This window comes from Candidatus Poriferisocius sp., from assembly GCF_965208475.1.
Classification (GTDB): domain Bacteria; phylum Actinomycetota; class Acidimicrobiia; order Acidimicrobiales; family Bin134; genus Poriferisocius.
Genome location: NZ_OZ242338.1, coordinates 3,641,465 through 3,662,273, shown reverse-complemented (window position 1 = coordinate 3,662,273; position 20,809 = coordinate 3,641,465). Strand labels below are relative to the sequence as shown.

Genomic DNA, 20,809 nt, shown 5'->3' with positions numbered 1-20,809 from the left:
GGCGCGAGATGAGGTTCCCCCGCACGGGGCGATAGGTTGGGCGGGTGACCTCGTACTCAGCGGCTGCTTGCCTCTTGGACTTGCCCAGATCATTCGAGGGGCCACCCAGGTGACGATGATCACCTGGGTGGACGAGTCCCCCCGCGAGCGCCCGGCCTTGGTGACCGCCTTCACCGGGTGGAACGACGCCGGCGATGCCGCCTCTGGGGCGCTGGCCTGGCTGGCCAGCCGCTGGGAGACCACTGAGGTGGCCACGCTGGATCCCGAGCCGTTCTACGACTTCGCCGACACCCGCCCCCGGCTTCGCCTGGAGGACGACGGCGCCCGATCACTGATCTGGCCCAGCAACGACCTGATCGCGGCCACCGTCACCGCCGCCGAGACGCCCGACGGCACCGAGGCCGAATTGGCCCTGTTGGTGGGCACCGAGCCCCAGCTCAAGTGGCGGACCTTCACCCAACAGATCGTGAACATGGCCCAGCGGCTCGACAGCCCGCTGGTGGTCACATTGGGGGCGCTGTTGGCCGATGTGCCCCACACCCGGCCCACCCCGATCTATGGCAGCAGCGACGACTCGGAGATGGCCGCCCAACTGGGGCTAACCCCCTCCAGCTACGAGGGTCCCACCGGCATCGTGGGAGTGCTCCACAACGCCTGCGCCATTGCCGGGCTGCAAACTGCCTCGTTGTGGGCCGCGGTACCGGGTTACGCCTCGGAAATCCCGTCACCCAAGGCCTCCCTCGCCCTGGTGAGGAGGCTGGGAACCCTGCTGGACATCTCCCCCGACACCTCAGAGCTCGAGGAAATGGCCGAAGGCTACGAACGCCACGTGTCCGAACTCGCCGAACAGGCCGATGAGACCTCGGAGTACATCACACAACTGGAGAGCGCCTACGACCAGGAAGCCGCCGAGAACGGCGAGATAGAGGAGATGCGCTCCACCGACCCCGGCGAGTTCGTCGACCAAATCGAGCAGTTCCTCCGCAACCAGCGCAGCTGACTACCATCTCCGCCGTGGAACAAACCGATAATGCAGTTCCCGAAGCAGAAGACATCGTAGATCTCGCCGGTCAAGTCCGGGACATCACTCTCAGCGGCCTCCCCAACGGGTACGACTACAAAGCAACCCGATACGCCGACGTCATCCTCAAAGAAGCGTTCCCAAACCGGTTTCATGACTTGACCAACGCACTGGAGCAATTCGAACCGACTCTTGACGAACTTCGGTCAGGAGGCGGCGGCAGAACCGTATTCGTCGCACGGTTCGACCAGTCCTTGGCAGATCAGCAAGAAGGAGGGCAGGCCGTCTGGGGGAAGCAGAACATAACCATTGAGAAGGGCCTCGGGTTTGAGGGGAATGTGACCCCCGTTTCCAAAGTCAGGGGCCACGAGATCGACATGTTCGGCCTCGGTTCCTTAGACCAACCGCTACCCGGAATAGCTGTTGAGATGGAATGGAACAACAAAGACCCATTCTTCGACCGAGACCTCATCAACTTCCAAGCGCTGCACCACGAGGGAGCGATCGCTGTAGGAGTGATCGTCACTCGAAGCGCCGATCTTCAGAACCTCATCTCCGGAGTGATACGAAGTAAGGACCACGGATTCAAGTACGGATCGTCCACCACTCACTGGGACAAGCTGGTACCGAGAGTCAACCTGGGCGGCGGAGGTGAATGTCCGCTCCTGCTCATTGGGATCCGCCCCGAGAGGGTCGAAGGCATCGAACTGGCCTACAAAGTTCGAGACATGCTTGACGAAGCAGAAGAGCTCAAGGCAAATTGGCGCGATTCATACGAGAAATGGAGTGACGCAAAGCCCCTCTACGACAAGTTCCGGAATGACGCCTACGCACAAATGCCGCCACTCGCTGACCGATAACCAAAAGCGTTCGTTCAGCTGTACGCAGGGTAGAGGTGGCCTCGCGGAGTGACCTCCTCATCGGCCTCAAGACCCCAAGACACCCAGTCTGACCTCGAATACCGGGCAAACAGCTCAAGATACGGCCCTGGAGAGCAGTCTTCGATTATGTCGTACTGCTCATCCGGCTTGCGGGAGTGCTCGCGCTTGCGTGTTTCGATCATGTTCACCTGCCGTCGGCCAGGGGGCAATGTCCTCATGCTTCCTCGCACCCCGAACAAAATCAGCTCAGTCACGTTGCGGAAATAAAAGCCCACACCTCGTCCGTCCGGCCCGCCGTCCTTGCGCCTCTTCGCCCAGACGATGTTCGACTTGTAGGTAAACCCCCACGACTCCAAGACCTGGAGGCCGTCGGAGATCAGCGCATTGGGCACCCACAGATAGAGGTGGGCGTTGTCAGTCACGACCTCTGAGATTGGCAGCGCCCGAATGTCCGCCGTCGTCATCGTGTCGTATCGGGATAGCCGGCGATGCTCGGGGGCCACCTTCCCAGTGCGATTCATGAACCGCCACGGCGGGTCGGCCAGTATCGTCGAAAAGGGCCCTCCCTCCACTCTTCGTAGCTCATCCGCGGCCGACACAGTTCCCGTTGCCCGCCCGGCAGCAGCCGCCAACTCCTCCCTCGACTTCGGCACGACGCGAATCTCATGCCCGAGAACTTCAGCCAGGGCAGCCACAGTAGACATCTGAGGATTGTGGCCGTTCCCCGAGAACAACCGCCGCACTGCCGCCGGCTGCGTCCCTGCCAGCCGAGCCAACTCCGTTTTGGACAGTCCAGCCCTCCGACGAACCTCGTCCAATTCCTTCAACAACAACTTCGACTCCATCCGAATCCAACCGTAACACCTGTGTTACGCCTCCATGGGTATTTGCGGGTCGCCTCCTCGCGCCGACGAGAAGCAGCACCCTATCCAGGACCTGTGACAATTCGGCTGGAGCAGCGAAGGGCTTTAGCAGTTGCGCCAGGGTGGGGTGCGGGGAGGGTCGAAGAGGAACTCTATGGGGTCGCCGCGGATGGCGGCGAAGGAGTGGGACAGCCACCAGTCGCTGCCGTGGATGCCGTCGGGCAGGTTGTCGGGGCCGAAGAAGCCCGCGTCGCGGCACTCCAGGGGATGAGGGGCCAGAACGCCGCCCATGGCCCGGCACAGGAACACCATCGAGTACATGGGCACGGTGGTGAAGCCCCGGCGCAGGCCGTCGTGGATTGCGATGGGCCGCTCGACCTCGCATTCGATGCCGGTCTCCTCCAAGACTTCCTTGACCACCACCTCTGAGGGGGAATACCCCACATCGGCCCAGCCGGTGGGGTACAGCCAAACCCCGGAGTCGGCCCGCTGCACCAGGAGGATCTCGCCGTCGTCGTTGCCCACCACCGCGCCCACCGCCACTTTTGGGGTGACGTAGCCGGGGACGCCGTCACCCACCGACTTCATCCACTCGGCCACGAAATTGTCGGGCGTCCACCCGGCGCTCAGCGTGGCGGCCATGTCGGCGGCCACATGCAGCACCTCCTCGAACCGTTCCTGCTCGTACTGGTTGTCGGTGAAGGCCAACCCAGTGCGGGCGATTCCGGCCAGGGCCTCCGACCAACGCCGCAGGTCGCCTTCCCCTATTACGGCCCGGCCTTCGTCAGTCATAACCGCTTGGTGGCCCCAATCACCCTTATACCCGGGTGGAGCAAGAATCGATGGCGTGCTGGAGGGCCAGATTGATCTCGTGGATGTGGTCTTGATCGGTCACCTTGTGGCCCTCGCCGTCGCGCACGTAATAGGCATGGACCACATCGCCGCCGAGGTCTTGCACCTTGGCGCTGAGAATGTCCAGCCCAAGCTGCGACATCGCACTGGTGACCCGGCTCAGCAGGCCGATGCGGGCCTGAGCGGCCAACTCGATGATGGTGGCAGTGGAAGAGGATTCGTTGTCAACCGTCACCTTGGGAGCGATCACCGGCCGGGGGGTGAAGTCGGGCTCGACCTCGTAAGCGCTGATCCGCTCGGCCAAGCGGGCCTCGATGGCCAGCCTTCCGGCCAGGGCCTGCTCCACGTGGGCCGTGACCTGGGGCCAGTCGATCTCCAGGCCCAAGGTGCTCTCCACATGGAACCGCTCCAGCGCCATCCCATACTCGGAGTGGGCCGCGGCCAGAAGCACCCGGAGCCCGCTCAGCGCCAGCGCTCCGGCCACTCGGGAGAACATGCCGTGCTGGTCGGGGGCGATAACCACCAGGGTGTCGCCTTCGCCCAGCACCAGGCGCTCGCCGGCCTCCATCATGCCCCGCTGCTCGGGGGTGGGAAACCTCGACGTGATCTCGTCGATGTCGCCGCCCTCCATAACGTGAGCACAGCGGGCGATCAGCTCTCGCACCAGGCTGGCCTTCCACTTGCTCCACGCCGAGGGGCCGGTGGCCACCGAATCGGCCTCGGTCAGCGCACCCAGCAGACGCAGGGTTTCAACCGTGCGAGCAAGGCGGGATACCTCGGCAATGGTGTCGGGGTCTTCCAGGTCGCGCCGGGTGGCCACATCGGGCAACAGCAGGTGGTGCTCCACCATGGCCACCAGCACGTCCACGTCGGTGGGCGGATAACCCATGCGGTGGGCGATGTCGGCCACCAGCACCATTCCCACCTCGGTGTGGTCGCCGGGATAGCCCTTGCCTATGTCGTGGAGCAGGGCCCCCAGCACCAGCAGGTCGGGGCGGTCCACCCTATCGACCAGATCAGCCGCCAAGGCCGCGGCCTCGCACAGGTGCCGGTCCACGGTGAATTGGTGGTAGGCGTTGCGCTGAGGGCGGCTGCGATTGGGTTCCCACTCGGGCAGGATGCGAACAAACAGGTCCATTTGGTCCAACGCCTCGATCACCGGCGGCGCGGCGGCACCGGTCATCAACAAGCCCACAAACATCTTGCGGGCCTCGTCGGGCCACACCTCGGGCATGGGGGCCATCTGCTCCCGAAGATGCTCCAGGCTGTCGCGGTCCATGCGCAATCCGCGGGACGCGGCCGCCCGAGCCAGGCGCAACGCGGTACAGGGGTCGGCGGAGTCGGCGCCGTCGGCCAGCACCGCCCGGCCCTCGTGGGCCAGCACGCCAGCGTCCAGGGCGGTGTCGTGGCGGCTGGTCCGGCGGCGCAGCCTCCGCCGCCGCTCGCCGGGGAACTCGGAATCCCTCAGCCGGGCCCACGTCTCGTCGCTGCGCCAGGCGATCGACCGGGCCGAGGTGGCGATGGCGGCCATCATCTCGTCGGCATCGCCGTAGCCCAGGGCGGCGGCCACGCCATCCTGTTCCTGGAGCAGAAGCTGATCACCAGGGCGGCCGGTGGTGCGGTGCAACTCCACCCGGGCGGCCAAGACCACCTCGTAGTCGGCGCGCAGCCGGTGGCTGTCGGTCTCATCGGCGGTGATGGCCGCGGCTTCCGCCCAGCCCAGCGCATGGATGTCCCGCAGCCCTCCCCGGCCCTGCTTGAGGTCGGGCTCCAATTTGAACGCCACCTCGCCGCTGCGCCGGTGGCGACCGGCCACTCGCTCGGCCAGCATGGGAAGCCATCGGCGGGTGTTGCGCCGCCACTGATTGACGTTGTCGGCGGTGAGGTCGCCGGTCAGGTCGGCGTCGCCGGCAATGTGGCGGGCGTCGAGGAGCGATGTGGCGGTGTCCAGGTCGGTCTTGGCCAAGTCCCGGGTCTCCCGGGGTGTCCGCACTGAGTGGCCCAGCTTGAGACCCTCGTCCCAGATCGGATACCACAACCGAGGGGCGATGTCGCCGATGTCGGGACGGTCGCGGTGCAAAAGCACCAGGTCGATATCGCTATAGGGGCAAAGCTCGGCTCGGCCGTATCCGCCCACTGCCACCAGAGCGATGCCGTCAGCATCGGCGACCTCGGAGGAGAAGACTCCGTGAAGCCACTCATCGACACGCCGAGCCAGGGCCCGGCACAGAACTGTTCCCGCCATAGCGCGATCAGCCAGCAGCTCTTCTCGGCCCAATGTGCTCGTTTTCGCCTCGCCTATCGCCACTGCCCGCTGAGGCTAGTAGGTGGGGCGACCAGCCGGATCAGTTGTTGTAAGCAGTTTCGGCGTGGAGCGATTGGTCGAGGCCGACGTTCTCGTCTTCGACCGAGGCCCGGATCCCCATGGTGCGGTTGAGCACCCAGGCGATGGCCAGCGTGGCCGCGAAGCTGTAAGCCATTACAGCCAAGATGGAGACGATCTGGTTCAACAGCAACTCGCCGCCGCCGAAGATGACGCCGTTGATGAAGTCTGCGCCTTCGATCGCCCCGGAGTCGGCGAAGAACCCGATCAGCACCCCGCCGACGATGCCGCCAACCATGTGGATGCCCACCACGTCGAGGCTGTCGTCGTACTTGTAGCGCAGCTTGAGCCCAATGGCCAAAAAGCACACCACGCCGGCAAGCGCGCCGATCAGGATGGATGTCATCGCCCCCACGAAACCGGCGGCGGGGGTGATGGCCACCAGAGCAGCCACGATTCCCGAGGCCATGCCCAATGCGGTGGGTTTGCCGTCTTTGATGGTCTCAGAGAGTATCCACGAGCACAAGCCGGCCGCCGCGGCCAAGAAGGTGGTCAAAAAGGCGTGGGCGGCCGTGATGTCGGAGGCCAGCGCAGAGCCGGCGTTGAAGCCGAACCAGCCGAACCACAAGATGCCGGCGCCCAGCAGCACCAGCGGAAGGCTGTGGGGGAAGTCGACATCGCGGGGCCAGCCCTTGCGGGGGCCGAGGATCATGACCAAGGCCAAGGCCGCGGCCCCGGCATTGATGTGGATGGCGGTGCCCCCGGCGAAGTCATGGGCCGGCAGTTGGGCAATCCAGCCTTCGCCGCCGTAGATCCAGTAAACCACCGGCGAATACACCAAGAACGACCACACAGGCACGAAGACGGCCCACGCGGAGAACTTCATCCGGCCGGCCACCGCTCCTGAGATGAGCGCAGGGGTGATGGCCGCAAAGGTCATGCCGAAGACGAATTCCCGCTTGGCCTCCATGTCGTCAACACCGTTGAGCCAGGCGGCGTCGAAGTCTCCGAACAGCGGGAAACTCCAATCCCCAGAGGCGAAGCCGAAACCGGCCACCGCCCACAGCAGCGGGACGATTCCCAGGCAGTACAGGTTCATGTTCATCATGTTGAGCACGTTCTTCGTGCCGACCATGCCCCCGTAGAACAGGGCCAGGCCCGGAACCATGAACATGACCAGCGCAGCAGATACGAGTACCCATGCGGTATTGGCGTCCATCACTACTCCCGTTGACTTGACGACTATTCCGCCTGTTGGCACCGCCAGTATGCCAGGTTGAGCCGCTCCGGCTCCGAACCGCGCTTATCCGGTGGGTCGATCCACACCAGCCCCGCCAGCAGTTGAGCCGCTCCGGCTTCGAACCGCGCTTATCCGGTCACAGATGCCGGCGACGGTACACGAAAGCCTTGGCTGCTCCCCAGGTGAGGCCGGGGGTTTGCAGATCGGGGTGGATGTCGGCAAACGAGGCCGGGGTCAGGTCGTAGACGTCGTTGGGGAATCGCTCTATGGCGTAATCGTCCCTCTCCACCGGGGCCGCGCCGGCTGCAAACAGCACCTCGGTGGGGTAGCGCACCGCCCTGCGCAAGACGGCTAGGGGATTCTCCGGCAGCTCATCGATATCGGCGGCCAGCAGCCGGGCCACCTCAGCGCCGACTTCGGCCGCAGCAGCCTCTCCGGCGGCCACAGCGGCCTGCCGGACCTCGGAATCCAACTCCGGCAGCCGGCTCTCCACCGCCGAAACCACCCATTGGGGCAGAGCCTTCCCAATGCCCTGAGCCAGCACCTGGGCGCATTCGACAAGCTGCTGTTCGGCGGCGCGCAGCTTGTCGTCGGCCATCTCGGCGGCAGTCAAGAGCTCGGCGCTGGCGGGCCGAGACCCAGGGCGGTGTTCAGATTGCCGGAGCGGAGGCCCTCCAAATCGAGCGTGGCGTAGCGATAGCCGGCTTGGCGCACTGCTTCGACCACCGCGGCCCGCTGGACCACCACTTCGGCTAGCTGCGCCTCGGGAACCTCGATACGAGCCAGGTCGCCGTAGTGGCGCACCCTCAATTCGTCGAAGCCCAAGCGCCGGAGGGCGGCTTCGGCGTCGCCCACCGAGGCCAGCGCCCCCAGGGTTACCGGCGTGCCGTAGGGGATCCGGGAGGCCAGGCAGGGGGCGGCCGGCTTGTCCCAGGTGCGCAGCCCCAAACGCTGGGACCACTCCCGAATGTCGGATTTGGCAAATCCGGCGTCGAGGAGGGGGAACACCGCTCCCCGCTCGGCGGCAGCCCGCTGGCCGGGCCGATGGTCGCCCAGATCATCGGTGTTCACGCCCAGGGCAACCACCGCGGAGCGCGAGGCGGCCAGCGGCGCCAAGGCGTCCATCAGGGCATCCTTGCACCAATAGCACCGGTCGCCGTCGTTGGCCCGGTAGGCGGCCAGGCCCATCTCCTCGGTGAACACCTCCATCCAGCGCAGACCCCACTCGGCGGCCAGCACGGCGCAGTCCCGGTGCTCAGCGTCGGCCAGCGACGGTGACACCGCGGTGGCCGCGACAGCATGGTCGCCCAACACGTCATTGGCCACCCAGGCCAGCAGCGACGAGTCGGCCCCTCCGCTGAAGGCCACCACCACCCGGCCCTTGTCGGCCAGATCACCCCGCAGTCGCCCCATGTCGCCCACACCCCCATTGTGGCCCCTCAGCCGATACGCCCCCAACGCCGATAAAGGAGAACTACGCTCACGGGGGATGCGGAGGAGTACAGCGCTTGCGGGCTTCGCGCTCTTCGACCACTCCCGAAAGGGCCGCCGTGTGTTCCCGGTGCGGAGGGGTATAGCCCTCACGGTGCTCGCACTCGGCGCGGTGCTGCTGCTCGCCGCGCCCGGGCTGGCCCAAGACGGCGCCGAGCCCGATCGAACCGAGCTCAACGGCACCATCCGGTTCGGGTTCGACCAGTTCTTCGAGGGTGTCGTCATCAAGGTGGCCGACTCCTCGGGCGTCGCTGTCGGACAGGCGGTCACCGGCGCCGACGGCCGGTGGAGCGTGGTTGTGCCCGGCCCCGGGGCCTATCAGGTGAGCATGGACACCGGCTCGCTGCCTGAGGGAATCGGTCTGCGAGAGGGCCAGGAGGCCACCGTGGAGGCGGTGGTGGATGCGGGCAAGGCTCGGGCGGTGGTGTTCGCGGTGGGCGAGGCCCCCAAGGGGACGCCGTTCAGCGAGAGGGTGGCCCAAACGGTGTTCAACGGCTTCAAGTTCGGGCTCATCATCGCCATGAGCGCCATCGGGCTGTCTCTCATCTACGGCACCACCGGGCTGGTCAACTTCGCCCATGGCGAGCTGGTCACGTTCGGCGCGGTGATCGCCTGGTACTTCAACAGCTCTTGGGGAGGGCTGAACCTGGCCGCCGCCGCAGTTTTGACCGTGTTCGTGTGCGGGATGCTGGGCGCAGGGCTGGAGTCGGGCCTGTTCCGACCGCTTCGGGCCCGGCGGCTGGGCATCTTCCAATTGGTGGTGATCACCATCGGACTCTCGCTCTTGGGCCGGCAGCTCATCCAGCTCTTCTTCGGGGCCGAGCCCCTCCCCTACCGCGATTTCCAGGTGCAGGAGCGGTGGGAGTTCGGCCCCTGGGCGGTCACCCCCCGCGAACTGACCACCATCGCGGTCATCATCGCCGCGCTCATGGCGGTGGGGCTGATGCTCCAGCGGACCCGGTTCGGCAAGGCCACCCGGGCGGTGGCCGACAACGCCGACTTGGCCGCGGTTTCGGGCATCAACGTGAACCGGGTAGTGCTCGTCGTGTGGGTGCTGGGCGCGGCCCTGGCCGGGCTGGGGGGCGTGTTCCAGGGCCTCGACGCCGATATCGACCCGTTCCTGGGCTTCCAACTCCTGCTGTTGATCTTCGCCGGGGTGGAGTTGGGCGGATTGGGCACAGCCTACGGCGCGCTGGCCGGGTCGCTCATCATCGGCATGTCCACTGAAGTCAGCACTCTGTGGATCTCACCGGAGCTGAAATTCGTGGTCCCGCTGGCCGCGCTCATCCTGGTGTTGCTGCTGCGCCCCCAGGGACTGTTCGGACTCCGAGAGCGGGTGGGATAGATGGGCGCGGCCCCCACTCGCGCCACGAGCGGGTCAATAGTGTCGGCATCTTCGATGAGACGGACGCGCTAAGTGGACTTCGACATCATCTTCGGCAATGCGGCCCGAGCGGCCTTCGGACCCGAGGCGGTTATCCTGGCCTTGGCCGCCATCGGCCTGAACGTCCACTTCGGCTTCACCGGGCTGTTGAACTTCGGCCAAGTCGGGTTCATCATGCTGGGGGCATACGGCACCAGCGTGACGGTGGCCACCTTCGGGGGATCTCTGTGGCTGGGCATCCCCGTCGGCCTCTTTCTGGCGCTGGCGCTGGCGGTAGCCCTGGGCTTCCCCACCCTGCGTCTCCAAGCAGTGATGTTCGCCATTGTCACCATCGCGGCCGCAGAGATCATCCGCATCCTCATCGGCTCCACCGACGCCATCGGGCTCACCGGCGGGCCGCTCAGCGTGAGCTTCGACGCCGGGGCGTTCTTCGATTTGAACCCGTACGCCGACGGCCCCCAAGACCGCTACGGAGTGGGCACGTTCGCCTTCACCGGCCAGCAGATGTGGGTCATCACCGTGGGCTGGACGCTGGTGGCGCTGGCCAGTTTGGCCGTGTTCCTGATCGTCCGCAGCCCGTGGGGCCGCGTGCTGAAGTCCATCCGGGAAGACGAGGACGCGGCCCGCAGCCTGGGCAAGAACGTGTTCTGGTACAAAATGCAGGCCCTGATGATCGGCGGGGTCATCGGCGGGATGGCCGGGGTCATCGACGCCGTCAAGACCTCGGGGGCCGACCCCAACGGCTTCCGCCCCCAGGTGACCTTCTACACCTACACCGCACTGCTGCTGGGCGGGGCGGCCACCTACCTGGGGCCGGTGCTGGGGGCCATCTTGTTCTGGTTCCTGCGGGAGTGGATCGAGTCGTTCCTGCGGCAGCTAACCTCCGAGGCCTGGCTGCCCGATACCATCGCCGACTTCCTGGAGGGCTCCGAGGGCATCATCAGCGTGTCGATGGTGGGCCTGGCCCTGGTGCTGCTCATGCTGTTCCGGCCTCAGGGGATCACCGGCAATCGCACGGAGATGCAACTCGATGCCCGCTGACCGCCCACCGACCGACGGCCCGGCCGCGCCCGAAGACCGCTCGCTGCTCTTGGATTCCGCCCGCCGCATGACCGAGGTCGAGCCCATCTTGACCGTCAACCCGGCGCCGGGCGTGGCCAAGCCCAACCCCATCTTGACGGTGGACGGGCTGCGGCGGAGCTTCGGCGGGCTCACCGCGGTGGATGTGGACCACCTGGAGGTCGAGCGGGGAATCGTCACCGCCCTAATCGGCCCCAACGGCGCGGGCAAGACCACCCTGTTCAACCTGCTCACCGGCTTCGACCGGGCCGACCGCGGCCGCTGGGAGTTCAACGGCCAGGCGGTGACATCGCCGTCGCCCGACCGGCTGGCCCGCCAGGGCATGATCCGCACCTTCCAGCTCACCAAATCGCTGGCCAAGCTGTCGGTGCTCCAGAACATGCTGCTGGGGGCGCCGGGCCAGATCGGCGAGCGGCTCTGGTCGGCGCCGTTCCGATGGCTGTGGGGAGATCAGGAGCGGGCCAACACCGAGCGGGCCGAAGAGCTCTTGGACCGGTTCAACCTGGCCCACATGCGCGACGAGCTGGCCGGCACCCTGTCGGGAGGCCAGCGCAAGCTGCTGGAGATGGCCCGGGCGCTCATGGCCGACCCGGTGCTGGTGATGCTGGACGAGCCCATGGCCGGGGTCAACCCGGCGTTGGCCCAGTCGCTGATCGGCCACATAACCGCCTTGGCCCTCGACGGGGTGAGCGTGGTGTTCATCGAGCATGACATGGACGTGGTGTCGGGCATAAGCGACTGGGTGGTGGTGCTGGCCCAGGGCCGGGTCATCGCCGAGGGCGGGCCTTGGAAGGTGATCCATGACGAGTTGGTAATCGACGCCTATCTGGGCCGACGGCGGGCGGAGGCGAGACCATGACCGCGGCCATTCCCCGGCAAACGGACGAAACCCAGGCGAGACCATGACCGCGCCCGCCCCTTTGCTGACCGCTGAAGACGTGGTGGCCGGCTACCTGCCGGGAATCGACATCTTGACCGGGTGCTCCCTAGAGCTCCACCCCGGCGAGATCGTGGGGGTTATCGGGCCCAACGGGGCGGGCAAGTCCACCCTGCTGAAGGCCATCTTCGGCCTGGTCGACGTGAGAGCCGGGGCCATCCGCCTGGGCGGCGACAACATCGTTGGCCTTAGCCCTCACCAGATGGTGGCCCGGGGGGTCGGCTATGTGCCCCAGACCGAGAACGTGTTCCCCCGGCTGTCGATCCGCGAGAACCTGGAAATGGGAGTGTTCCAAGACCCCAAGCGATTCGCCGCCCGCTTCGAGGCAGTGGCCGAGATGTTCCCGCTGCTGGCCGAGCGCAGCGGCCAGCGGGCCGACGGGCTGTCGGGGGGCGAGCGCCAGATGGTGGCCATCGGCCGGGCACTGATGATGGACCCCCAAGTGGTGCTGCTGGACGAGCCCTCTGCCGGTCTGTCCCCCGCCTACCAGGACGAGGTGTTCGAGCGGATCACCGCCATCACCGACCACGGCGTGTCGCTCATCATGGTGGAGCAGAACGCCCGCCGCTGCCTCCAGATCTGCGACCGCGGCTATGTCCTCGACCAGGGTGCCAACGCCCATACCGGCACCGGCCGGCAGCTCCTCGAAGACCCCAAAGTCATCAGCCTCTACCTCGGCACCCTGGCCCGAGCCTGAAGCAATACAACCCCTATCAGGCTCGGGCGGCTCGGCTGGCCCGGGCCCCATAACTGCGGGCTCGACAGGCAACCCGCATCAGGCTCGAGTGGTTCGACCAGAGCGCGGATCAGCCCAAGGTGGAGACATCCACGTCTTGGCTGTCGGTGGCGACAAGCTCGCCGCCCTGATACTGGGCCACGGCGTAACGGCCCCAGGTGGGATCGCCCACGTCGTCGATATCGAGCGGGCCGGAGACGCCGTCGTAGTCGATGTCGGTTCCGTTGGCCAAAAGGCCGGCGCACTCGGCGTAATCCGAGCACTTGGTGCCGCCGCCGGTGACATTCTGCACCTGGGCGATGATGTCCGGGCCGGCGGTGGAACCGGCAGCCAGCGCGGCCAGCGCCATCACCATCACGCAGTCGTAGGCCTGGCCCCCGTAGATGAGGTTGCCGCCGGTGAATTCGCTGAGCCGGGTGCTGAAATCGGCCCCTCCGGCGGCGCCGATGACCTTCATCCCGTCGATGACACCGGCCGAGGACGGATCCACCTGGCCGGGCAGACCCGGGTCGAATATGCCGTCAGACCCGTACATGGCCCCGGCTGGCACCCCGGCCTCCAGCAGGCCCCGGATGATTCCCGCGCCCTCGCCGAAGGCGATCAGCACCACCGCGTCGGCCCCAACGCTCTGCACCTCGGCCACCGTGTCGTCGAAGCTGGGGGCGTCCGGGGAGTAGGAGATCACCTCGGAGGACACCCCCAAGTCGTCCAAACTGGCCCCGACCAGATCAGCCAGCGCGTTGCCGTAGTCGTCGGCCCGAGCCACGATGGCCACGTTGGTGGCCCCATCGGCGGCCACCACATTGGCGATGATCGGCGACACTGCCTGATCGGGCGGCACGGTTCGGAAGTAGAAGGCAGCGTTGTCTTGTGTGGAGAACGACGGCGACGTGTTCGACGGCGAGCACTGGGGAATCTGGGCGTCGTACAGCGTCTGGATGAACGACTGCGAGATGCCCGACGCGGCCGCCCCCACGATCACATCGGCGCCCTCGCCCAACAGCCGGTTGACCGCCTCGGAAGCCACATCGGGATCGGTGCCGGTATCGCCGGTCAAAAGCCGGACATCGCCCCCCGCGGCCTGGATGTCCTCCACGGCCAGCCGGGCGCCCTCCACCATCGGCGGGGCCAGAAAGGCCAGCGTGCCGGTTTCGGGCATGACCCGCCCGATCACCAACTCGGGCTGGCTCGGCGCGCTCGCGGTGTCGGGCGCGGCGCCGGAGGGATCAGCCAGATTCACGTCTTGGGTGCCGATCTCGACCAACTCGCCGTCTCGGAACTGGCCGATCTGGTAGCGGGCAAAGCTCGGGTCGCCCACATCGTCGAGCTCCAGCGGGCCGGACACGCCGTCGTAGTCGATGTCAACGCCATCGGAGAGAAGACCGGCGCACTCGCCGTAGGAGAAGCACTTCTGGCCTCCGGAGGTGACGGCGGAAACCTGGGCGATGATGTCCGGGCCGCTGGTGGCCCTGGCCGCAGCCGCGGCCAGAGCCAGGATGATGACGCAGTCGTAGGAGTTGCTGGCAAACGCCACCCCGTCATCGGGTCCCATCAGAACGATCAAGCGGGCCTCGAAGTCCTCGCCCGCCTGGCCCGCGGTGTTGCCCACGGTGATGGCAGTGAACCCGTCGGCCACATTCGGATTGGACGGATCCACCAACTCGGGGAGTCCGGGGTCGTACATGCCGTCGGGTCCGTACATGGCGCTCGCCGGCACTCCCGCCTCCAGGAGATCGCGCATGATCTGCCCGCCCTCGGCAAAGGAGACGAGCGCCACCGCGTCAGCGCCCATGCCGGTGGCCATGTCCACGGTGGCATCGAAGGCCGACGCCTCCTCGTCATAGGAGATGACCTCGGAGGCCACCCCGAGATCGTCCAGGCTGTCGGCCAAAAGTCCCGACAGGGCGATGCCCCAGTCGTCGGTCCGGGCGATTATGGCCACGTTGGTGGCCCCGTCGGCGGCGATCAGGTTGGCCAGCACCGGGGCGGCTGCCTGGTCGGGCGGGGCGGTGCGGAAGTAGTACGCCGCATTGGCCTGGGTGCTGAACCGCGGCGATGTGTTCGACGGCGAGCACTGGGGAATCTGGGCGTCGTACAGCGTCTGGATGAACGACTGCGAGATGCCAGACGCGGCCGCCCCCACGATCACATCGGCGCCCTCGCCCAACAGCCGATTAATCGCCTCAGAGGCCACATCGGGATCGGTGCCGGTATCGCCGGTCAAGAGCCGGACATTGCCCCCCGCGGCCTGGATGTCCTCCACCGCCAGGGCGATGCTGCGGATCATCGGCTCCGACAAGAAGGCCAGCGAGCCGGTTTCGGGCATCATCGAGCCGATGACCAATTCGTCGGCATCGGCACCGCCATCGGGACCCGGAGCGGCCGGGCCCGCGGCGGTGGGCACCGGCGTGCCGACGCCATCAACCCCGTCGTCGTCGTTGCCGCACGCCGCAGCCACCAGCGCGACCACAGCCACCGCGGCAATCAGGCGAAGACTGAATTTCTCGACCATCATTTTGCAACTCCTCAGAAGCGAGAGCCGGTCCGGCGACAGGCCCATCGGCACGTCCCAATGACTATTGCAACGATAGACCCCAAGATCAACAGCCGAGCGACAATAAGCACCAATTTGGGAGCGTCTTTAGCCGCGATGGAACCGCCTGATCCATCGCTACCGCTACCGCTCCAAGATGGCGTCGATCGGCGCCACCATGCCGGTGTAGAAGGGGCCGAATTCGGCGTAGCGGGCCGACGCCTCGTCGTAGCGCATGGTGTAGACCACCTCTTTGAGGTCGTCGGGATGGGTGCAGAACAAGGTCACGCCCCACTCGTAGTCGTCGATCCCGGTGGAGCCGGTGATGAGCTGGACCACCCGACCGGCGAACTTGCGGCCCGAGGCCCCGTGCTCGTACATGAGCTCGCGGCGGCGCTCAAAGGGGAGCTCGTACCAGTTCTGGTCGGGATTGCGGCGCTTGGACATGGGGTAGAAGCACCAGGCCGGCTTGCCCTCAGGGGGGAGCTGGGGATACAGCCGGGCCTGCTTGGTCTCTTCGGGAAGGCCGGCGGCGTACTCCGACATCTCGGTGAGCGACACGTAGGAGTCCACGATGTCGAGCCCGCCCCGGCGCAGCCCGGTCTGGAGATCCCGCAGCCGCCAAAGGTCGGAGTGCAGCGCCATAAAGGCGATGTCGGCCTTGTGGCCCAACACGGCCACCGCCACCACCTGCACGCCTGCGGCCTCGGCTTGTCTGACCGCGGTGGTTATGGACTCGGGCTCTGAGGTCGGGCCTGCCCGGCAGAACAGGTGGACGACGCCGATCCCGATGGACGGCTCGACCGGGGGGACGCTATCGGTTGCACGGTCGCTCATTTGGCGCTGAACCTCCTATGGCACATCGATGTCTTCGACTCTGAGCACTTGAAGGGCGCCGTCGCTCACCTGGGCGATGCCGAAGCGGCCCACCGAGATATCGCCCACCTCGTCGAGATCCAGCGGACCCGACACCCCGTCGTAGTCGATGTCTGCTCCCTCAGCCAGCAGCCCAGCGCACTCGCCGTAGTCGAAGCACTTCGTGCCGTAACGGGTGACGTTCTGCACCTCGGCGAGAATGTCCGGGCCTTCAGTCGAGCCGGCGGCCAGCGAGGCCAGAGCCAGCACGACTACGCAGTCATACGCCTGGCCACCGAAGACGACGTTCCCGCCGACAGCCTCCGACAGCCTCTCGTTGAACTCTACGCTGCCCGAAGCGGCATAGACGGTGAACCCGTCGAGCACCTCCGGGTTGCCAGGACTCACAATCGACGGGAGCTCCACATCGAACATGCCCGCACCACCGTGCATCGCGCTGGGCGGCACACCCGCCTCCAGCAAGCTCCTCAAGATCTGCGCCCCCTCCGCAAACGCGAGAACGACGACGGTGTCGGCCCCCATTGAGAGCACCGACTCCGCGACGTCTTGGAAGTTGACCGCGTCCTGGGAGAAAACCACCACTTCAGAGGCGACGCTCAACTCTTCCAGGCTCTTGGCCAGCAGTTCCGACAGCGACTTCCCCCAGTCATCACCCCGGGCCAAGATGGCCACGTTTGTCCCGCCGCCACTGGCGATGTTGTCGGCGATAACCGGCGCGTCGGCCCGGGTGGTCGTGACGGTGCGAAAGAAGAACTCGGCGTTCTCCTGGGTGCTGAAGGCCGCCGACGTGTTCGACGCCGCACACTGGGCGATCTGAGCCTCGTACAGAGTCTGGATTATCCCCTGCGACACTCCCGAGGCCGCCGCCCCGATAATGGCATGGGCCCCCTCGCCCAGCAGCCGGTTGACGGTCTCTACTGCGACATCCGGATCGGTGCCCGAGTCGCCGGTCAGAATCTCTACTCGACCGCCGCCGGCCCGCACGTCCTCCACCCCGAGACGCACGCCAGCGCTCTCGGGCGGATACAAGAAGCTGAGCGATCCGGTTTCCGGCAACACGACGCCGATCACCAGCTCAGGAGCGTCGGTCGAGAAGTCCGCCGCCCCCTCGGGCTGCGACACCTCTGTTGGCCCGGCGGTGACTCTCTCGCCGCCGGAGCTGTCAGATCCTCCGCAACCAGATCCCAGCAAAGCTATGACCAGGGCAATGGCAACAGGCCCGACGATCCGGCGTCTCATCACCCTGATCCATGCACGGTCAGTCGCCGAACCCGTTGACCAGCACGGCGAAGTGGCGGCTGGTGGCGTCGTGGCGCTTGCCCACCACGGCGGCGTAGGCGTCGGATTCCCACACCTCGCGGGCCTTCTCCTTGGAGTCGAACTTGATCACCACGGTCTGGTGGCCGGCGGTGTCGCCCTCGATCACCTCAGACTCGGTGTCGAATGCGACCAGCTCGGCACCGTCGCCGATTCCCAGAGCGCCCGCGGCGCCCTGCATGTACTCCCCGTACAGCTCGGGGTTGTCCACCTGGTAGTTGACGATGATGTAAGCAGCCATAGCCCACTTCTAGCAGACCGGATCAACCCCCGACGAAGAGGAAGGCGGAGCATTCAGATGCGATGGGCGCCCCCGAATGGCTCAGCCCCGGGTGAACAAGAACGTGCCGCCGGGATGGCCGCCGCCGGTACTGGCCACGGCCACGTCGGCACCGTCCACCTGCCGCCCTCCGCCGTGGCCCCTGAGCTGGGTCACCGCCTCGTGCAGGAATCCATAGCCGTGGAGGCGCCCGGCCGAGAGCTGCCCCCCGTGGGGGTTGAGCGGGATTTCGCCGTCGCGGGCGATGCGAGTGCCCCCCTCCACGAACGCCGCACCCTCTCCTTTGCCGCAGAATCCCAGTCCTTCCAGCCATGACAGGGCATTGAAACTGAAACCGTCGTAGAGCAGAGCCACGTCCACATCGGCCGGCTTGAGGCTTGTGCGGCTCCAGAGGTGGGCGGCGGGGCCGTCCACCATGGGCTCGTGCAGCAGCGTGCCCTGGTCCCACGACATCCGCTCGGCCATCTGGGTGCCCACCGCCTCCACCAGCACCGGACGATGGGGGCGGTCGTGGGCGGTCTCCAATGCTGATACCACCAGGGCCGTTGAGCCGTCGCAGGGCACATCGCAGTCGAACAGGCCGAACGGGGTGGTCACCATGCGGGCGCCCAGATAGTCGTCGATGGTCATGGGCGCCTGGTAGATGGCCACCGGGTTGTGGGCCGCACCGGCCCGGGCGGTCACCGGGATCCATCCAAGCTGCTCCCGGGTGGCGCCGTAGCGGTGGAAGTAGTGGCTGGCTTGAAGCGCGATCCAGTTGCCCGCCGACATGGCCCCATACGGCAGTCGCCATTCCATCTCCCCTGAGATCCGGGCCCCACCGCCCACGCCGGTGTTCTGGCGATTCCCCCAGGCAATCGACGTGGTCTCCCACACCGTGCGGAAGCACAGCACATGGCGGCACAGCCCGGCGGCCACCGCCAGCATGGCGTTGACCACCGCGCCGCTCTGTCCGGGGGTTTCCCCGGTGCCGCAGAACCATGTGGGGGCAATGCCCAAGGCGTCGGCCACCGGGTAGATCCCGCCCTCGGAGTGGCCGCCTTCTTTGGCGCCGCCGCCGGGATAGGTGGACAGTCCGTCGATGTCAGCCATGGTCAGCCCGGCGTCGGCCACCGCAACCCGGCAGGCATCGACGGCCAGGCTCATCGGATCGCGACCCAGGCGGCGTCCCACTTCAGACAGGCCGATCCCGGTGATGGCCACCCGGGATTCGAACTTCTCCGATGTGGGCATGGGCCGCACCGGAGCAGGGCGGGGCTCAGGGTACTCAACCGCCTCCGAAGCGGGCTCGCCAGTGGGGGCGAACACCGGCAGCCACACGTCGTCGTGCTGCTCGAAGCGCACCGACACCGGCATTCCAATGACCACATCGCCGGGTTCGGCATCCACGATCAAAGTGGTGAGCCGCACCAGGGGGTCGTCGGCGATGGCCACCAGCCCGATCACGTAGGGAACCTCCATATCGGGCAGCCACGGCTGGTAGTTGACGGTGACCCCCACCACCGTTCCCCTGCCCGATACCTCCTTCACGACGGGAGCAGCCCCGCACCGGGAGCAGACAACGCCGGGCGGGTGGAGGAAGCGGTTGCAGCCCTCGCAGTGCTGGAATCGCAGCACCCCCTCGGCGCCAGACGTCCAGAAGAACTCGTTCTCCGGGGAGAGCTTGGGAAGCGGACGCATGCCTGGATTCCTTACGCAGACTAGGAGTAGAAGTTGAGCTGGCCGTCGCGGGCAAAGCCGGCCAGGCACAAACCGGCGGCCTGGGCGGTCTCCACCGCCAGCGCCGACGGGGCGCTAACCGCCACCAATGCGGCGAACCCCGCGGCCCAGGCCTTCTGCACCATCTCGAAAGACGCCCGGCCGCTCACGAACAGGCCCAGGCCGTGGGCGGGCAGACGACCGTCCAACAGCATGCGGCCCACCACTTTGTCCACCGCGTTGTGGCGGCCGATGTCTTCTCGAACCAGCGTGGGCTCGCCCGCCGCGGTGAAAGCGGCCGCGGCGTGAACGCCCCCGGTGGTGCCGAACAAGTCTTGGGACACCCGAACCCGCTCGGGCACCGCGGCCAGAACTCCGGGGGACACGGGAGCTGCCCCATTGGGCAGCGGACGCAGCCGCTCTCGCAGTGCCTCAATGCTCTCGGCCCCGCACAGCCCGCAGGACGAGGTGGTGAGACCCAGGCGGGGGGTGGCCACCGGCGCGCCGTCGGTCTCCACCGTCACCAGGTTGTATTCGGTATCGGCAGCCGGCTCGGTGGCGCAGTAGCGAATGGAGGTGATCGAGGCATCTTCCAACAGACCCTCGGTGAAGCAGAACCCGGCGGCCAGCTCGAAGTCGTGCCCCGGGGTGCGCATGGTGGTGGTGACGGTCACGTCGTCGAGTCGGATGGTGAGGGGCTCCTCCACTATCAAGTCATCGGGGCGGCGATGCTCTTCGCGCCCGTCCCAGTGCCGCACCAGCACCCGCTGGGATCGTCCCCTGGTCATGGCAGCCGATGCATCTCGGAGACCACGTGGTGCTGAAGCTCCATTCCCATGGCCGCCATGGCCACCGAGGAGCACAATGCCTCGCCGTCAGCCCAGAAGCGCCGCTCGGTGGCGGTCACCGGCTTGGCCGATGCGGTGCCCAGCACCGCAGTCGACGCCAGCTTCAGGTTGCAGCCCTCCACCGCGCCTTCCAGCAGCTCGGCGATTCCCGACGGCTGCACCAGCACCATCTCGACCCGCCCATCGCCTTGGGGGCGCAGATACCCGGCCTCAGCGTGCAGGGGCAGGCCGGTGCCAGCGTCTTTGGTCTTCTGCACGTAGGCCACGAAGGGCTTGCCCACATGGGTGAAGGACACCTCTTCGGTGTACCAGAAATCCTCGATGGAGGGGTACACCCCTGCGCCGGCCCCCCGCCACGTTCCCAGCAGGAACGCCAGAGGGGCACAAACCGGATGAAGCTCGGCCACGGCGCGACATTACCGCCGCGGGCTACAAGACCGACTAGAACG

Annotated in this window: 19 protein-coding genes; 6 read left to right on the top strand and 13 right to left on the bottom strand. The window is 66.7% G+C overall.

The genetic code is table 11. The annotated features are described in order from the left end of the window. The first annotated feature begins 115 nt into the window (after nucleotides 1-115). Nucleotides 116-1,000 (top strand): PAC2 family protein, encoded by an 885-nt coding sequence (locus ACOGXA_RS17085; protein ID WP_419927007.1) that lies wholly within the window; start codon nucleotides 116-118, stop codon nucleotides 998-1,000. A 14-nt stretch (nucleotides 1,001-1,014) separates the two neighbouring features. After that, nucleotides 1,015-1,881: a BglII/BstYI family type II restriction endonuclease gene (locus ACOGXA_RS17080; RefSeq protein ID WP_419925050.1), complete on the top strand. Its 867-nt coding sequence runs from the start codon at nucleotides 1,015-1,017 to the stop codon at nucleotides 1,879-1,881. Nucleotides 1,882-1,895: 14 nt separating this feature from the next. Here the strand turns inward: ACOGXA_RS17080 and ACOGXA_RS17075 are convergent, their stop codons facing one another. The 6 genes from ACOGXA_RS17075 to larE all read right to left on the bottom strand — a co-directional run bounded on the left by ACOGXA_RS17075 (nucleotide 1,896) and on the right by larE (nucleotide 8,593). Next, nucleotides 1,896-2,747 (bottom strand): MT-A70 family methyltransferase, encoded by an 852-nt coding sequence (locus tag ACOGXA_RS17075; RefSeq protein WP_419925049.1) that lies wholly within the window; start codon nucleotides 2,745-2,747, stop codon nucleotides 1,896-1,898. A 123-nt stretch (nucleotides 2,748-2,870) separates the two neighbouring features. Next, complete coding sequence (locus ACOGXA_RS17070; protein WP_419925048.1) at nucleotides 2,871-3,557, bottom strand: NUDIX hydrolase N-terminal domain-containing protein; 687 nt, start codon at nucleotides 3,555-3,557, stop codon at nucleotides 2,871-2,873. A 25-nt stretch (nucleotides 3,558-3,582) separates the two neighbouring features. Beyond that, nucleotides 3,583-5,925 carry a [protein-PII] uridylyltransferase gene (locus tag ACOGXA_RS17065; RefSeq protein ID WP_419925047.1) on the bottom strand — a complete coding sequence of 781 codons (2,343 nt, stop codon included), beginning with the start codon at nucleotides 5,923-5,925 and terminating at the stop codon, nucleotides 3,583-3,585. Nucleotides 5,926-5,962: 37 nt separating this feature from the next. Beyond that, nucleotides 5,963-7,159 carry an ammonium transporter gene (locus ACOGXA_RS17060; RefSeq protein WP_419925046.1) on the bottom strand — a complete coding sequence of 399 codons (1,197 nt, stop codon included), beginning with the start codon at nucleotides 7,157-7,159 and terminating at the stop codon, nucleotides 5,963-5,965. A gap of 157 nt (nucleotides 7,160-7,316) precedes the next feature. Next, the gene (locus tag ACOGXA_RS17055) at nucleotides 7,317-7,778 is read right to left on the bottom strand and encodes a hypothetical protein (RefSeq protein ID WP_419925045.1); all 462 of its coding nucleotides are present in this window, start codon (nucleotides 7,776-7,778) and stop codon (nucleotides 7,317-7,319) included. Nucleotides 7,779-7,789: 11 nt separating this feature from the next. Next, complete coding sequence (gene larE / locus ACOGXA_RS17050; RefSeq protein WP_419927006.1) at nucleotides 7,790-8,593, bottom strand: ATP-dependent sacrificial sulfur transferase LarE; 804 nt, start codon at nucleotides 8,591-8,593, stop codon at nucleotides 7,790-7,792. Between the two features lie 76 nt (nucleotides 8,594-8,669). On the opposite strand from larE, the gene ACOGXA_RS17045 reads away from it, so the two are divergent. From ACOGXA_RS17045 to ACOGXA_RS17030, 4 genes are all read left to right on the top strand, one after another. After that, nucleotides 8,670-10,016, top strand: coding sequence for an ABC transporter permease subunit (locus ACOGXA_RS17045; RefSeq protein ID WP_419925044.1), 1,347 nt, complete (start codon nucleotides 8,670-8,672; stop codon nucleotides 10,014-10,016). Between the two features lie 72 nt (nucleotides 10,017-10,088). After that, nucleotides 10,089-11,096: a branched-chain amino acid ABC transporter permease gene (locus ACOGXA_RS17040; protein WP_419925043.1), complete on the top strand. Its 1,008-nt coding sequence runs from the start codon at nucleotides 10,089-10,091 to the stop codon at nucleotides 11,094-11,096. Continuing rightward, nucleotides 11,086-11,994 carry an ABC transporter ATP-binding protein gene (locus ACOGXA_RS17035; protein ID WP_419925042.1) on the top strand — a complete coding sequence of 303 codons (909 nt, stop codon included), beginning with the start codon at nucleotides 11,086-11,088 and terminating at the stop codon, nucleotides 11,992-11,994. Before ACOGXA_RS17040 ends, ACOGXA_RS17035 begins: the two co-directional genes overlap by 11 nt. Before the next feature lie 43 nt (nucleotides 11,995-12,037). Next, nucleotides 12,038-12,769, top strand: a complete 732-nt coding sequence (locus ACOGXA_RS17030; RefSeq protein ID WP_419925041.1) for an ABC transporter ATP-binding protein — start codon at nucleotides 12,038-12,040, stop codon at nucleotides 12,767-12,769. A gap of 109 nt (nucleotides 12,770-12,878) precedes the next feature. Here the strand turns inward: ACOGXA_RS17030 and ACOGXA_RS17025 are convergent, their stop codons facing one another. From ACOGXA_RS17025 to ACOGXA_RS16995, 7 genes are all read right to left on the bottom strand, one after another. Continuing rightward, nucleotides 12,879-15,323, bottom strand: a complete 2,445-nt coding sequence (locus ACOGXA_RS17025) for an ABC transporter substrate-binding protein (RefSeq protein ID WP_419925040.1) — start codon at nucleotides 15,321-15,323, stop codon at nucleotides 12,879-12,881. A gap of 162 nt (nucleotides 15,324-15,485) precedes the next feature. Beyond that, complete coding sequence (locus tag ACOGXA_RS17020; protein WP_419925039.1) at nucleotides 15,486-16,178, bottom strand: chlorite dismutase family protein; 693 nt, start codon at nucleotides 16,176-16,178, stop codon at nucleotides 15,486-15,488. Nucleotides 16,179-16,193: 15 nt separating this feature from the next. Beyond that, on the bottom strand, nucleotides 16,194-17,456 hold the full coding sequence (locus tag ACOGXA_RS17015) for an ABC transporter substrate-binding protein (protein ID WP_419925038.1): 1,263 nt from the start codon (nucleotides 17,454-17,456) through the stop codon (nucleotides 16,194-16,196). A gap of 19 nt (nucleotides 17,457-17,475) precedes the next feature. Continuing rightward, the gene (locus ACOGXA_RS17010) at nucleotides 17,476-17,775 is read right to left on the bottom strand and encodes a DUF1330 domain-containing protein (RefSeq protein WP_419925037.1); all 300 of its coding nucleotides are present in this window, start codon (nucleotides 17,773-17,775) and stop codon (nucleotides 17,476-17,478) included. Between the two features lie 81 nt (nucleotides 17,776-17,856). Beyond that, nucleotides 17,857-19,494, bottom strand: coding sequence for a thiolase C-terminal domain-containing protein (locus tag ACOGXA_RS17005; protein ID WP_419925036.1), 1,638 nt, complete (start codon nucleotides 19,492-19,494; stop codon nucleotides 17,857-17,859). A 20-nt stretch (nucleotides 19,495-19,514) separates the two neighbouring features. Beyond that, entirely contained in the window at nucleotides 19,515-20,300 is a 786-nt protein-coding gene (locus ACOGXA_RS17000; RefSeq protein WP_419925035.1) for a formate dehydrogenase accessory sulfurtransferase FdhD, read from the bottom strand. After that, a complete protein-coding gene (locus ACOGXA_RS16995) occupies nucleotides 20,297-20,767 on the bottom strand; it encodes an FABP family protein (protein WP_419925034.1) in 471 nt (156 codons plus the stop codon). The genes ACOGXA_RS17000 and ACOGXA_RS16995 overlap by 4 nt, the downstream gene beginning before the upstream one ends. Nucleotides 20,768-20,809 lie beyond the last annotated feature (42 nt).

Excerpts from the sequence above, each read along its gene's own strand:
- ACOGXA_RS17030 (WP_419925041.1), top strand. The coding sequence starts at position 12,038 with ATGACCGCGCCCGCCCCTTTGCTGACCGCTGAAGACGTGGTGGCCGGC.
- ACOGXA_RS17070 (WP_419925048.1), bottom strand. The coding sequence starts at position 3,557 with ATGACTGACGAAGGCCGGGCCGTAATAGGGGAAGGCGACCTGCGGCGT.
- larE (WP_419927006.1), bottom strand. The coding sequence starts at position 8,593 with ATGGGGCGACTGCGGGGTGATCTGGCCGACAAGGGCCGGGTGGTGGTG.
- ACOGXA_RS17015 (WP_419925038.1), bottom strand. The coding sequence starts at position 17,456 with ATGAGACGCCGGATCGTCGGGCCTGTTGCCATTGCCCTGGTCATAGCT.
- ACOGXA_RS17005 (WP_419925036.1), bottom strand. The coding sequence starts at position 19,494 with ATGCGTCCGCTTCCCAAGCTCTCCCCGGAGAACGAGTTCTTCTGGACG.
- ACOGXA_RS17075 (WP_419925049.1), bottom strand. The coding sequence starts at position 2,747 with ATGGAGTCGAAGTTGTTGTTGAAGGAATTGGACGAGGTTCGTCGGAGG.
- ACOGXA_RS17000 (WP_419925035.1), bottom strand. The coding sequence starts at position 20,300 with ATGACCAGGGGACGATCCCAGCGGGTGCTGGTGCGGCACTGGGACGGG.
- ACOGXA_RS17020 (WP_419925039.1), bottom strand. The coding sequence starts at position 16,178 with ATGAGCGACCGTGCAACCGATAGCGTCCCCCCGGTCGAGCCGTCCATC.
- ACOGXA_RS17035 (WP_419925042.1), top strand. The coding sequence starts at position 11,086 with ATGCCCGCTGACCGCCCACCGACCGACGGCCCGGCCGCGCCCGAAGAC.
- ACOGXA_RS17085 (WP_419927007.1), top strand. The coding sequence starts at position 116 with ATGATCACCTGGGTGGACGAGTCCCCCCGCGAGCGCCCGGCCTTGGTG.
- ACOGXA_RS17010 (WP_419925037.1), bottom strand. The coding sequence starts at position 17,775 with ATGGCTGCTTACATCATCGTCAACTACCAGGTGGACAACCCCGAGCTG.
- ACOGXA_RS17060 (WP_419925046.1), bottom strand. The coding sequence starts at position 7,159 with ATGGACGCCAATACCGCATGGGTACTCGTATCTGCTGCGCTGGTCATG.
- ACOGXA_RS17025 (WP_419925040.1), bottom strand. The coding sequence starts at position 15,323 with ATGATGGTCGAGAAATTCAGTCTTCGCCTGATTGCCGCGGTGGCTGTG.
- ACOGXA_RS17045 (WP_419925044.1), top strand. The coding sequence starts at position 8,670 with ATGCGGAGGAGTACAGCGCTTGCGGGCTTCGCGCTCTTCGACCACTCC.
- ACOGXA_RS17055 (WP_419925045.1), bottom strand. The coding sequence starts at position 7,778 with ATGGCCGACGACAAGCTGCGCGCCGCCGAACAGCAGCTTGTCGAATGC.